The organism is Agrobacterium sp. Ap1 (genome assembly GCF_017313375.1).
In the GTDB taxonomy this organism is placed as follows: Bacteria; Pseudomonadota; Alphaproteobacteria; order Rhizobiales; family Rhizobiaceae; genus Neorhizobium; species Neorhizobium cellulosilyticum.
Genome location: NZ_JAFLMY010000011.1, coordinates 156,722 through 170,604, shown reverse-complemented (window position 1 = coordinate 170,604; position 13,883 = coordinate 156,722). Strand labels below are relative to the sequence as shown.

The 13,883-nt window shown below is 57.8% G+C and carries 9 protein-coding genes; 7 read left to right on the top strand and 2 right to left on the bottom strand.

Translation table 11 applies throughout. The features are described from left to right. Positions 1 to 97: 97 nt before the first annotated feature. Together JZX87_RS20730 and ppk2 are read right to left on the bottom strand one after the other, a co-directional pair. A complete protein-coding gene (locus JZX87_RS20730; protein ID WP_206827690.1) occupies positions 98 to 1,258 on the bottom strand; it encodes an AI-2E family transporter in 1,161 nt (386 codons plus the stop codon). A 29-nt stretch (positions 1,259 to 1,287) separates the two neighbouring features. Next, positions 1,288 to 2,124 carry a polyphosphate kinase 2 gene (ppk2, locus tag JZX87_RS20725; RefSeq protein WP_148144266.1) on the bottom strand — a complete coding sequence of 279 codons (837 nt, stop codon included), beginning with the start codon at positions 2,122 to 2,124 and terminating at the stop codon, positions 1,288 to 1,290. Between the two features lie 521 nt (positions 2,125 to 2,645). On the opposite strand from ppk2, the gene JZX87_RS20720 reads away from it, so the two are divergent. The 7 genes from JZX87_RS20720 to JZX87_RS20690 all read left to right on the top strand — a co-directional run bounded on the left by JZX87_RS20720 (position 2,646) and on the right by JZX87_RS20690 (position 13,842). Then, positions 2,646 to 2,873, top strand: a complete 228-nt coding sequence (locus JZX87_RS20720) for a hypothetical protein (protein WP_286194969.1) — start codon at positions 2,646 to 2,648, stop codon at positions 2,871 to 2,873. 226 nt (positions 2,874 to 3,099) lie between these two features. Beyond that, a complete protein-coding gene (gene aspT / locus JZX87_RS20715; RefSeq protein ID WP_148144264.1) occupies positions 3,100 to 4,791 on the top strand; it encodes an aspartate-alanine antiporter in 1,692 nt (563 codons plus the stop codon). Positions 4,792 to 4,942: 151 nt separating this feature from the next. Next, positions 4,943 to 7,684 (top strand): aminotransferase class I/II-fold pyridoxal phosphate-dependent enzyme, encoded by a 2,742-nt coding sequence (locus JZX87_RS20710; protein WP_183686796.1) that lies wholly within the window; start codon positions 4,943 to 4,945, stop codon positions 7,682 to 7,684. A gap of 72 nt (positions 7,685 to 7,756) precedes the next feature. After that, positions 7,757 to 9,448: an aspartate-alanine antiporter gene (gene aspT, locus JZX87_RS20705; RefSeq protein WP_206827689.1), complete on the top strand. Its 1,692-nt coding sequence runs from the start codon at positions 7,757 to 7,759 to the stop codon at positions 9,446 to 9,448. A gap of 89 nt (positions 9,449 to 9,537) precedes the next feature. Then, complete coding sequence (locus JZX87_RS20700; protein ID WP_206827687.1) at positions 9,538 to 11,244, top strand: SulP family inorganic anion transporter; 1,707 nt, start codon at positions 9,538 to 9,540, stop codon at positions 11,242 to 11,244. 68 nt (positions 11,245 to 11,312) lie between these two features. Continuing rightward, complete coding sequence (locus JZX87_RS20695; protein WP_206827686.1) at positions 11,313 to 11,759, top strand: ion channel; 447 nt, start codon at positions 11,313 to 11,315, stop codon at positions 11,757 to 11,759. Positions 11,760 to 11,907: 148 nt separating this feature from the next. Continuing rightward, positions 11,908 to 13,842, top strand: a complete 1,935-nt coding sequence (locus JZX87_RS20690; protein WP_206827684.1) for a mechanosensitive ion channel family protein — start codon at positions 11,908 to 11,910, stop codon at positions 13,840 to 13,842. Positions 13,843 to 13,883 lie beyond the last annotated feature (41 nt).

Sequence of the window (13,883 nt, the reverse complement as noted above, 5' to 3'; positions counted from 1 at the left end):
CGCGTTCATGAATACGAAGACCTCTGCCGTGAAATCGAACGCGAAGTTTCTCGCTATTGCTCTGAGATGAGTTGAGCATGTTGGGTGCGTGTTGATTTCAGCTTCCGGGTAGATTTTCCGACCCGATCTCATCGGCTGATTTTATGATAGAGGTGGATGGTTGTGAAACGGGCGGTTGCGGCCATGCCCAAGCGACGATCAAATCATAAAATACGCCCAAAACGATCGGACCGATGAAAAGTCCCACGAGCCCGTGGGTCAGCGTGCCGCCAATAACCCCGACCAGAATGACGGGCATGGGCGTCGAAAGTCCTCTGGAAATCAATATAGGTTTCAAAATATTGTCCACCAGCATGACCGGCACGATAATTGCCGTGAACAGAGCGGAGACGTTGAACGGCCAAGAAAACCAAATCCAGACAAGGAGCGGTAACAGGATGAGGGCTGGCCCAATCTGTATCAGGCACAAAATGAATACGCCGTAGGTTAAAGCCCCTCGCACCGGCACACCAAAGGCCATGAAGATCAATCCGCATAAGATGGCCTGGAGCAGTGCGACGCCAATCACGCCGCGCGAAACGTTCCTAACCGTCGTGCCCGCCAGTTTCGCGAATCCTACACCTCTTTCGCCAGCGATGCGGCTTGCCAAGATCTGAATGCCCGAGGCGAGGCGAGGCGCCATGGTCAGGAAAACACCACACAGAATTACCGAAACGATGAAGCTGAGGATCCCACCGCCGATTGATAGAACCCTGCCCAGAATGACCCCACCCGCCTCACGCAACGGCTGCTTGAACGACAGTATCGCTGCGGCCACGTTGGTGGCAGCCTCATTCCAGGCAGAGTAGAGTTTTGTTCCGACGATCGGAACCTCATTCAGTCGCTCTGGCGCCCTCGGTATGTGGAAGCCGACGGCATCCGAAAAAAATGTCTGCAGGGTATCGACAAAGTTCACCGCAGCGAGCGCCAGAGGGCTGATGATCACGATAAGACATGCGGCGACGAGAGCGGATGCTGACAGGAACTGCCTTCCCCCGAGGAGCTTGGTCAAAAGGTTGAACAACGGATAGAGCGCCACTGTCATTATTGCCGCCCATATAACGATCAGGGCGAAGGGCGCGATCAGTTGCGCCGACCAATAGGTGAAGGCCGCAATGACCCCGATCCGGACGATATCGCTTACGCGCGCCTCGATCGATATATGGCTTGCCGCGACGGGATGCGGCTCCTGCTTATCGGCTGGGGCAGCGGCGTTCATGATCTGGCCTCGCTGGCTGACGAACGGGCTCAATTACCGTGGCGTGCTGATCGGCTGATGTCAGGCACGATATGTCGAGGACTTTGATCTTCGATATAGTCGTTCGGCCGCTTCTGGCGTTTGCCGAGATCAGGGATCTTGAACGCTATTCTCTCATAGGGAATGGATGAGAGAATGTGGGCGATGCAGTTCACGCGGGCACGCTTCTTGTCGTCTGAGGGGACTATCCACCAAGGCGCGTGCTCGGTGTCGGTCATGCGTAGCATTTCGTCATAGGCCTGAGTGTAGTCCCACCAGCGCCGGTAGGATTCGACATCCATCGGGCTCAGTTTCCACTGCCGCAGCGGATCTTCGATACGCTTCTTGAAACGGCGTTCCTGCTCTTCCTCGCTGACGATGAGAAAATACTTCAGGAGCAGAACGCCGCTTTCGACGATTGCGGCTTCGAAACGTGGTGCGAGCTCCAGGAAACGGCGCGCCTTCTTCTCGCTGCAAAAGCCCATGATCCTGTCAACGCCGGGCCGATTATACCAGCTGCGGTCGAAGATCACGATCTCACCGGCGGCAGGAAGATGCGCAATATAGCGTTGCATATAGATCTGAGACTTCTCACGCTCTGTCGGAGCCGGAAGCGCGACAACCCGAAACACTCTGGGGCTGACCTTCTCAAGGATACGTTTGATGACGCCGCCTTTGCCGGCCGCATCGCGTCCTTCGAATATGATGACGACCCGCATGCCAGAATCCTTGACCCATGCCTGAAGGTGAGCAAGTTCCACCTGGAGCCTCTTGAGCTCCTTGTCGTAGTTCCACGACTTCTTTTCCTTTTTTCCGATCTCGTGATCCGCGTCATGCAACTGGTTCATCCTAGCCTCCTGTACTGCCTGAATATGCCGGGCCATGATGAGGCCGAGCCGTGATCGGAAAACGCAGTCCAGACGGCAAAACCATTGACGGTGTTGAGAGTGGGCCTCAGGAAGAAATGAACAACACGGCCAAAAAAAATAGCGGTATGCTGTCGCGTCGATTGCGAGCCTTCGGTTAATCTAGTGCGGCCCGTTTCGCGTGGCTCGTAACTTCCCGTAATCTCTGTGTTACGGCGTGTCGCGGCGAGCTAACGGTCGTGAGTTCGACGATCGCATGCCTTCGATCGCATCGGATCCGGCGATGCAATGACGCGATGGCTGTCGGACAGGTCAGGCGGCCGAGGAGAGGTCTCCCGTCGGAGGCTTGGTAATTTCGAGTATAATACGTCACGCTTTCCCGAACCGCGCTACGATAATCAATCTGTCGCAATCGAAGCCTTCGTGGGGGTGTGATGGGATCCAGCTCAGATAAGGCACCACATTCGCGCGGACTTGCCGCAGCTCGCGAACGATTTCCGGATTTGCTGAGACAGATAGATAACCTGTTCGAACTCGATGAAGAGTTCAGGGTTCTTTGCGAGGACCTTGCGGATGTCAAAACCGCTCTGAACGAATGTCGGCATCTGCCTGCCGATATCAGAGATGCAAGGCGGCTCGAGTATGAAGAGCTTATCGACAGCCTTGCCAAGGAAATCGAACAGGCCCTCTCACGAGCCAATGTCATCCTGTTGCGGCCGCCGCGTCACTAGCCGCATGCACGATTTGCGGACAGGCTCTCTGGCTCGGGGTGCGCGCTTGTAACCAGTGTCAGCCGCCGCGGTATAATACCGTATTCTACTTCGCGAACACTCTCCGGTGAGCGACCCTGAACTCGGCGCTCCACCCACAAGCGGTTTGGAGCAAAGGAGAGCCGTCCGGGTGCATTCAGAGGGAAACGACCTCCCATGCCCCTGTGATCAACCGAGAGAGGGACCGATGGTTGACTGGTTCGTAAACACGCTCCGCACCTATCCTGAAATTGCAATCTTCCTGTCGCTGGGCCTTGGCTATTACTTCGGCTCATTCACCTATAAAGGGCTGGGTCTGGGTGCCGTCACTGCAACGCTGATTGCCGCGGTTCTTATCGGCCAGCTCGGCATCACCATTTCCCCGCCATTGAAGTCGACATTCTTCCTGATGTTCCTTTTCGCGATCGGGTATGGGGTTGGCCCCCAGTTCGTGAGAGGGATCGCGAAGGACGGAATTCCGCAGGCAGTCTTTGCGGCCGTGGTCTGCCTCTTCTGCCTGGGGGCTGCCTATTTCGGCGCACTCATCGCCGGTTATGACATAGGCTCCGCCGCCGGGCTCTATGCAGGTTCCCAGACGATTTCGGCCTCGATGGGGCTGGCGACGGATGCCATCAACCGTCTTGGCCTTCCGCCTGAACAGAGCAAGGCGATGCTGGATGCAATGCCTGTCGCCTATGCTGTCACCTATATTTTCGGGACGGTGGGCTCCGCCATTGTTCTTGCGCTGATCGGGCCATCCCTGCTGGGCATAGATCTGGAAGCGGAATGCAAGCGTTACGAACTCGAGCATGGCGGCAAGAAGGCTCTGGGTGGTGCAGGGACTGCATGGCATCATTACGAGCTGCGCGCCTACCGGGTGAAGGAGGGGGGACGAGCCGCGGGCCTGACCGTACTCGAGGCAGAACGTATGCTTCCGTCCGAACGCGTATTCATCGAACGCATCAGGCGCGATGGAAAGGTGCAGGACGCAACCGTCGATACCGTAATCGCCGCCGGCGACATTCTCGCCGTGGCAGGTCGACGGGAAATCCTCGTCGATCTCATCGGCAGTGTGGCGGAGGAGATAAACGACCAGGAACTGCTCGCAGTCCCGGCCGGCGGTGTCGATGTCTTCGTCACCAACAAGGCGGTGGACGGCAAGACGCTTGCCGAGCTTGCATCCATGCCGCTCGCCCGCGGCGTCTTTCTGCGCAAGATTGTTCGCGGTGCAACTGCAACCGAAATTCCTATCCTGCCGAACACGCAGGTGCAGCGCGGCGATATTCTGACGATTGTCGGGCGCACACAGGATACCGCTGCGGCAACAAAGGCTCTTGGACGGCCGGACGCACAGACGGACATTGCCGACGTGGCTTTCATCGGCGCCGCTATCGCAATCGGCGCTTTGATCGGGGCGATGACCTACAAGGTTGGCAGCGTACCCTTGACGCTTTCGACATCCGGCGGGGCATTGATTTCTGGCCTTTTCTTCGGATGGCTTCGATCTGTCCGTCCGACATTCGGGCGCATACCTTCGCCTACCGTCTGGTTCATGAATTCCGTGGGTCTCAACGTTTTTATCGCCGTGGTCGGTATTTCGTCGGGACCTGGCTTCGTCGCCGGTCTGCAGCAACTCGGGTTCAGCCTGTTCCTCTGGGGTGTGATGGTAACGACGCTCCCGCTGATCCTTGCGATGTATGTCGGCAAATACGTTTTCCGGTTTCATCCCGCAATCCTGCTGGGATGCTGCTCCGGCGCGCGCACGACGACGGCCTCCCTCGGAATGATCAACGACCGGGCAAAAAGCCAAATTCCGGGCTTGGGCTACACGGTGACTTATGCCGTCGGAAACACGTTGCTGACCATCTGGGGCATGGTTCTGGTTCTGCTTCTGGCCTGAAGCAGACAGCAGGTCGAGGGTGAAGAAGTTCGTCACCCTCGGCGATGCGCAAGTCTTTGCATCTGCAGTTTCTTTCATCGCGGGCGGCGGGAAGTGCGGCACGGTTCGACCAGTGCCGCCAACCATAATCGGGAAACAACGGGAGCGTGAAATGTCAAATCGAAACGTACAGATCGACCAGTTCCTCCTCCTCCATTCGGCGCGTGCAGACAAATGGCGCGAACTGACGACAATGGCCGATGCCTGGGCGAAACAGCAGGGTGACAGGTTGAAGCTGGAAGCAATCTTGAGCGCCCTGGAGGCCGTGGAGGAATATCACGCCTATCCGGGGCCACAGCTTCTTGCAGCGCTGCGGGAAAGTATCGCGGCGAATGATGCCGGCGGTGCTGCACGATTGGCCCGGCGGATCTCCAACGGCCTGCTCACAGATGCATATCGCAGCCGGTCAGCGGAATGGGACGTTCACGACGAAATGTCGGCGTCTGAGGTTCCCGACATCCTGCCGCCCTCGACGAATGATGCCAGTGAACGGCGTCCCTATTTCGAGGTCCTGTTCGTCAACAGTCAGCCGGCTGCCAGATGGCCGGCCTTTGCACGTGAAATACGCCGGTTGCGGCGGCGCGAGGATGCCTTCATCTACGAGCCGGTGATGGTTGGCTCCTTTGAAGATGCCATCTGCGCGACGATCCTCAACCCCAACATCGTTGCAGTCGTTCTCGCGGAAGGTTTTCCCTATCGCTCGCGTCACGATGCGCCGATCCTGCGTTCCGTACTTGATCCGCTCGGCGAGGTGGAGAGTGCAGACGCTTCTGCCCTTCGTCTCTCCAGTGCCCTGCGGAGGCTTCGCCCGGAACTCGACGTCTATCTGCTTTCCGATCGCGAGGTGGAGAAGATCGCGGGCGACCCCAACGCGAAGGGCGTGCGACGCGTCTTTTACGCGGTCGAAGAGATGCTCGAATTGCACCTTGCCGTGTTGGAAGGTGTTTATGCACGCTACGAGACGCCATTCTTCGACAACCTCAAGAAATACGCCCGCCGGCCGATCGGCACATTTCATGCTTTACCGATCGCCAGAGGAAAGTCGGTCTTCAAGTCGGACTGGATCCGCGATTTCGGCGAATTCTACGGCCTGAACCTGTTTCTGGCCGAAAGCAGTGCGACGACTGGCGGACTGGATAGCCTTCTGGAGCCAACGGGCAATATCAAACGATCTCAGGAAATGGCGGCAAGGGCGTTTGGCGCTGACCACGTCTTCTTCGTCACTAACGGCACGTCAACCTCCAACAAGATGGCCGTGCAGGCGCTGTTGGCTCCGGGCGATATCGCCGTCGTCGACCGCAACTGCCACAAGTCGCATCATTACGGAATGGTTCTGTCGGGCGCGCAGCCCTATTATGTCGAAGCCTTTCCTATGACGGAATATTCGATGTACGGGGCCGTGCCGCTTGCAACGATCAAGCGCGCGCTGCTGACCTTGAAGGCCGAGGGACGGCTCGATCGGCTTAAGCTTCTGGATTTGACCAACTGCACGTTCGATGGCCATATGTACAATGTGCGGCGGGTGATGGAGGAATGCCTTGCGATCAAGCCGGATCTGATTTTCCTGTGGGACGAAGCCTGGTCGGGTTTCGCCCGCTTCTCGCCCTTCCTGCGCCCAAGAACAGCGATGGGTGCCGCGGAGGAAATCGAAGACTGGCTGCGTGATCCGGCGTCTTTGAAAGCATTCGAGGCGCAGAAAGCGCAACTAGGCGAAAACCCAGGCGATGATGCCCTGCTTGCGGCGCAGCTCATTCCCGATCCGCGTCTTGTCCGGTTGCGTGTCTACCAGACGAATTCGACCCACAAGTCGATGTCGGCTATTCGGCAGGGGTCGATGCTTCTCGTCAAGGACGTCGACTTCCATACCGTCGCGGCACAATTCCGCGAGGCCGTGTTTACCCACGCATCGACGAGCCCCAATCAGCAACTGATCGCAAGCCTTGACGTTGCTCGCCGGCAGATGGAGCTGGAAGGCTACGGGCTGGTGATGAACGCGATCGAGATTGCACTCAAGATCCGGCGTAGCGTCAACGAGCACAGGCTGATCTCGAAATATTTCAGGGCGCTCGACGCCGATGATATGATCCCCAAATCCTATCGTCAGTCGGGGTTTGAGGGATACATCCGCGACGGCACCACCTGGGCGGATGCCGTCAAGGCAATGCACGAAGACGAGTTCTATCTCGACCCGACGCGTATCACGCTTGTTTGCGGCACGGCCGGCTTCGACGGCACGCAATTCAAGGGCCTGCTGGCCGAGAAATACGGCATCCAGCTCAACAAGACGTCCCGCAACAGCGTGCTGCTGCAATCCAACATCAACAACACCCGCAGCGATGTCGCGCATCTGATCAGGGTTTTGGTTGAGATATGCCAGTCCATCGAGGAGCGCCTCTCCGATGGCGGGGAAGGCGAGCGCACTGCCTTTGCTGCGCGCGTGAAATCGCTCATGACGGACGTACCGGATCTACCCAACTTCAGCCACTTCCATGAGGCGTTTCGTCACGATGCAGGCCGCGACACGCCGGAGGGCGATATCCGGACGGCGTTCTTCAAGGCCTATGATGCGTCGGTATGCGAATATGTGCCACTGTTCGGTACCGAATGCGACAAGCGTCTCAAAGACGGGCCGGAAATGGTCTCTGCCAATTTCGTCATTCCCTATCCGCCCGGCTTTCCGATCATGGTTCCGGGCCAGGTCCTGACGCAGGAGACGATCGACTTCATGCGTAAACTGGATGTGAAGGAAATCCACGGCTTCGAAAAGGCGAGGGGGCTGAAGCTTATCCGTTCAGACGCGATCGCGGTGGCTGAACGACCACGAAAGAGCAAGGACGAGAAGCGATCGCATTGAGAATGGTACCGGATCTTCGGCGTCGGGCATTCTGGCCCGGCGCGTTCCGGGAACAGACAGGGCTGGTTTTCAATGGTCTGGACCGAACAATTCCTTATCAAGTATCCGGAACTTGCGGTGTTTCTCGCGATCAGCATCGGCTATCTGATCGGGACCTTCAAGATTGCAGGCTTTAGCCTGGGGCCTGTGACCGGTTCACTGTTTGCCGGTATCGCGATCGGACAACTGGCCGATGTGCCGATTGCCTCCATGGCAAAGTCCTTCCTGTTTCTCCTTTTCCTCTTCGGAACAGGTTATTCGGTCGGCCCGCAGTTCATGAAGTCGATCAGGCGGGACGGGTTGAAGCCTATGCTGCTCGCCGTGGTGGTCACCGTCACCGGGCTGGGCCTGGCGATCACTATCGCCAGGCTGCTGGATCTCGATCCCGGCTTCGCGGCTGGTCTTCTCTCCGGATCGCTGACGGAAAGTCCGGCGATCGGCACTGCCGCCGAGGCGATCAATGCATTGCCGTTACCCGATGCGGAGCGCGAACGACTGGTGGCGCATATCGCTGTGGCCGATGCGGTATGTTACGTTTTCGGCGCCTTAGGCGTGATCCTTTTCTGCAGTGTCGTCGCTCCCCGGCTGCTCGGGATCGACCTGCCCGCCGAGGCGCTGAAACTCGAACGTGAACTGGGTATCGTCCGCCGATCCGAGGGGGTGGCGTCCGCATGGCGTCGGTTCGAGTTGCGGGCATATCGGGTTGCCGAAAACGGACTGGTCGCGGGTCTTTCGATCGCTGCCGCCGAACGGCAGGCTTCGGGCGAGAGACTGTTCATTCATCGGCTGCGTCGAGGCGATGCCCTGATCGATGCGACACCCTCGATGGTGATCGTTCCTGGCGATGTTCTTGCCGTCTCCGGGGAGCGCGCGAAGCTCGTGAGATTGATCGGTCCGCATGCCGAGGAGATCGAGGACAAGGCTCTGCTCGATATGCCGGTCGTCTCCACCGACGTCATACTGACCAACCGCGATCTCGATGGGCGTACGATTACACAATTGGGAGAGGGAAACCTCGCCCATGGCCTCTACCTGCGGGGGGTTACCCGTGGTGGAAACGAGGTGCCGATCGCGCCCGGCGTTACCGTGCAGCGTGGCGATATTGTTGGACTTGTCGGGCCGGAAGCGGTGGTCGAGAAAGCTGCCCGGCAAATCGGGACAGTCATATCCGCAACGCAGACGACGGACTTTTTCGTTCTGGGACTGGGGATTTTCCTAGGTGGGCTTGTCGGCGTCATCGTGACGTTTCCAGTCGGCAGCATGCAGATTTCGCTCAGCACCAGCGTCGGTGCCTTGTTGTCAGGCCTGCTGGTCGGACATTTGCGCACGCGCTTCCCGCTTTTCGGCCGGATACCGGACGCTGGTATCTCGCTGATGACCGGCCTGGGGCTTTCGGCGTTCGTGGCGATGATCGGTTTGCATGCCGGACCTGTCTTCTTCTCGGCGATTGCTGAAGCGGGATTGGGTCTTCTCTTCGGAGGCATGATCGTAACGATAACGCCATTGATCGTCGGGCTGTATTTCGGCCGCTATGTCCTCAAGATGAACCCCATCCTGCTTCTTGGCGGACTTGCGGGGGCGCAGACAATGACGGCGGCCATGGCGGCAGTTCAGGAACGTTCCGGTAGCACAGTCGCGGTGCTCGGGTATACGCCGGCAGTGCCGCTCGGACACATCCTGCTTACGACCTGGGGAAGCGTAATCGTCAATGTGATCGCAGGTTAGGGATCACCGATGCCGGACGATCTCGTGAGCGAATATCCGGTTTGGCGGGAGAAAGGCAATTTCCGCCATGATTGTAAGGAACGGTAACGATGATCGGGCCATCATCCTCTGGCAGCACTGCCGATCTGTCCCCCGCAGGAGGCATCCGGCGAGATGTCATCGCTGGCTTGACGGCGGCAGCTGTCGTCCTGCCGAAGGCTATGGCCTACGCGACGGTTGCCGGATTGCCCGTGATCGTCGGCCTTTATACGGCATTCGTGCCGATGATCATTTATGCCTTTCTCGGTTCGTCGCGGGTGTTGAGCGTCAGCTCGACGACAACCATCGCAATCCTGACCGCAGCTGAGCTGCAGTTAGTTGTACCCGATGGGGATCCAAGCGAGCTCATCGTCGCTACCGCGACCTTCACGGCTTTGACGGGCGCGCTGCTGCTCATTGCATCTGGTCTGCGGTTGGGCTTTGTTGCCAATTTTATCTCGGTGCCGGTGCTGACTGGGTTCAAGGCAGGTATCGGTCTGGTAATCATCCTGGACCAGTTGCCGAAGCTCTTCGGGCTTCATATTACCAAGGCCGGCTTTTTCAGAGACATATTGGCGTTTGTGGAACAGCTTCCCCAAGCATCGGTAATCACTGCAATTGTAGGACTTACGGCGCTTTTCCTGTTGTTATTGGTAGAATGGATCCGTCCTCACTCTCCGGCGCCGCTTGCTGTCGTCGGTGGCGCCATTGCCGCCTCATGGATGTTGGGCCTGAGCGACAGAGGAGTTGCCATCATCGGCGAGATTCCACGGGCGCTGCCAACGGTGACCGTGCCCAATCTCGATCTGATCATGATGCTGTTGCCTGGGGCGATCGGTGTGGCACTGATGAGTTTCACCGAGACCGCGGCTGCAGGACGCGCTTTCGCAATTTCTTCGGATCCTCCAATCCGCCCTAATAGAGAGTTGTTCGCGATCGGTGCGTCCAATCTCGGAGGCGCATTTTTCGGTGCCATGCCAGCCGGGGGCGGGACGTCGCAAACCGCGGTCGTACGGGCAGTCGGAGGGCAAACCCAGCGCGCCTCACTGGTCACGGCCGCGGTTTCCGTTGCGACGATGCTGGTGCTCGCTCCCCTGCTGGGGCTTTTGCCTCAAGCAGCGCTTTCCGCAATCGTCATCGTCTATTCACTCGGTCTGATCCGGCCCAGTGAGTTCAGGAGTATACTCCAGGTTCGCAGGATGGAGTTCCGCTGGGCCTTGGCTGCGCTGGTGGGAGTGCTGTTCTTTGGCACGCTCCAGGGTATCGTTGTCGCTATCATCGTCTCTTTGCTCGGCCTATCCAGCCAATCCGCAAACCCACGGATACATGTAATCGGTCGTGCTCGCGGAGACAGGGTTTTGCGGCCCGTTTCTGACAAGGACGATGAAGAGAATATTGTGGATGGGCTATTGATCCTGCGCCCGGAAGGGCGGCTTTTCTTTGCCAATGTGCAGCAGGTTGCCGATCGAATCCGCGACCTAGTACTGCAAAGAAAGCCGAAGGTCCTGTTGCTGGATCTGAGCAGGGTGTTCGATATTGAATATTCCGCGATGCAGATGGTAATCGCGAGCGATCGAAATCTCGCGGATCAGGGAGTGACATTATGGCTCGCGAGCCTCAACCCCGATGTACTCGACTATGTCCGCGCCTCAGGCTTCGCTGAAAAACTTGGTACAAGCCGCATGTTCAAGCGGTTGGATGACGGGGTTCGCCACTTTCAGCACAGTATCGAGGCACCTGTCTCAAGCCCGATGAAGCCCGGTCCGCATCATAGCTGAAAGAGGGAGCGGAAACGCGAATATGTGATTGCCGATCAGCACTTTATACAGGAAACGGGGCATCCTTCATGTTCATGGTCATCCTTCTTTCTGCCGGCATACTGTTTTTCACCATCATCATTCACGGGCTGGTCGTGACATGTCTGTACAGCCTGTGCATAGGCGCGGTCAGAAATGCTCGAAACCTATCCGGCATAGCCCGGCTTTGCCTCACCTACGTCTTTGTCTTGGGGTTTGTTTTTGCCCATTTTTTTGAAATCTTCATCTGGGCTGTGGCCTACCGGGCATTGGGTGCGCTCGAAAGCATGGAGGAGGCCGTCTATTTTTCGGCCGTCACTTTTGCAACAATTGGCTATGGCGACGTCACGCTTTCCGGTGGCTGGAGGATCGGCAGTGCAATCGAAGGCGTGAATGGCATCCTCCTTTTCGGCTGGACGACAGCATTCCTTTTCAAGGTTTCGGGAACGCTCTGGTTCTCTGAAGACAGTGAGGAGCCGAAGGCGGGTCAGAGATAGACATCTACGGTGTCAATGAACGACAGAGGGCATGCCAGTTCGTACGGCTCGCCAGTAGGTTACGGTATTCTACGTATACGCAGGCAAGGTCCGCGATATCATTCGGCACAATAACTTTTACTGAGTAGCTATCCAGGACATACGGATAATGAAGTGGCTGGCGCTATCGCTGTTTCTGCTTTTAGCCGCCGCGCCTGCCTATTCGCAGCCGGCGCCCCCTCTGCCCGAAAAGATCGAAGCGCTTACAACACTGCTTCAGGATCCCGAGGTCCAGTCGTGGATCAAGCGGGCCGAGGATAAAAGCACGCCGCCTCCAAAACCATCTTCCGAACCTTTGATCTCGACGTGGGAAACGGCCATCCGGGCCCGCATGGACAGGATTGCCGCGGCAATCCCCCGGATCCCAACCGAAGTTCTGAAAGCTGCCAAACGCGTCAGGGGGGATGCTGTCTCGAACGGATACGCACCAGTCTTCCTGATGTTTTTCGGGCTTATCCTTGTCGGAATGATTGTCGAGCGGCTTTATCTCCGAATGCGGTCACATGCCGACAATGGCGTTTACGGCCTGCTGTCCGTTTTCGTTTTTGCCTTGCCGCTGGCCATCATATTCTTCGCCGTTCACTGGCCGCCACTCGTGCGTGTTGCTCTGCTCGTCTACCTGATTGCCTTCGTGGGCTTTCGGTTGGCTTCTGCATTGGTTGTGCTTGCAGTCCCAAGGGAGGGCCTGATACGGGCACAGCTTCTAGTGGGAGCCGCAGTGCTGGCGACCGCGAATTCGGTCGCCGGTTCCTTGATCGGTATCGATCAGGACGTGGTGGATGCCTTGTCCTATCTCAGCTCGATCCTCCTTCTGGCCTTGCTGCTGGAAGCTGTCTGGTCGGTGCGGACGCGCAGCCTGCAACGTAGGTTCACGTTGACTTTTGCCATCGTCGTCATCTGGGCGCTTTGGTGTCTGGGATTAAAGGGGCTTTTCTGGATCGGGTTTTTTGCGCTGATCCTGCCTGCTACCCTCCAGTCCGTGGGAAAGGCAGCACTGCGTCTGGTGCCGAATGCCACAGGGATGCGTAGCGTGCTTATCACACGCGGCGCGCGTGCCGCGATCATCGTCGTTGCCTTGGCCTGGCTCGTCTTTGTCTGGAAGATGAATCCGGAAGGGCTTGCGCAGCGGGATCCTGCGCTCTCGGCGGTCTTTTATGGGCTGTTGAAAAGTGTCGCAGTCGTGCTTGTTGCCGATCTTCTGTGGCACATGGCAAAATCCTGGATCGACGGACAGCTCGTCACAAGTGACGATGCAGGTTTAACAGCTCAGGAAACGTCGCGCCGCGGTCGTCTACGCACCTTGCTGCCGATACTGCGAAATGCGCTGGCGGCGGTCGGCCTGACGATAACCGTGCTTCTCGTCCTGGCGGAACTCGGGGTGGAGATCGGCCCGCTGATCGCCGGAGCAGGGGTTTTCGGGGTTGCGATCGGCTTTGGGTCACAGACCTTGGTGAAGGATGTTATCAGCGGTGTCTTTTATATGCTCGACGACGCGTTCAGGGTCGGAGAATACATTCAGGCGAAGAGTTACAAGGGTACCGTCGAGGGCTTCAGCCTCAGGTCTGTCCGTCTCCGGCACCACCGGGGGCCTATTTTTACCGTCCCATTCGGCGAACTCGGTGCGGTGGAGAACATGAGCCGGGATTGGGGTGTGGTGAAATTCCGCATTTCCGTCGGCTTCGACGCCGATGTCGAGAAGGCGCGGAAATTGACGAAAAAGATCGGTGCCACGATGCTGGAGGATCCCGAGTTCGGCCCAATCTTTATCGAGCCCCTGAAGATGAAGGGCGTCGAGGAATTCGGCGATTACGGAATGGTGCTGAGTTTCGGGATGACGCTCAAGCCTTCTCCGATGCAGTCCTTCATTCGAAGGCGTGCAAACCTTTTGTTGCGTGAGGCTTTCGTCTCGAACGGAATTCAGTTCGCACAGCCAACGGTGAATGTCGGAGGAGAGGGGGCTGCGGGCAATGCGTCAGCGGCGGCATTACAGGCATTGAACAAGCACACGCAGCTAGCCGCAACCATCGATGGAAGCCCGCCATAAATACGAGGCCGCTCTGAATGAACGGGCGTCAATCAGGAATG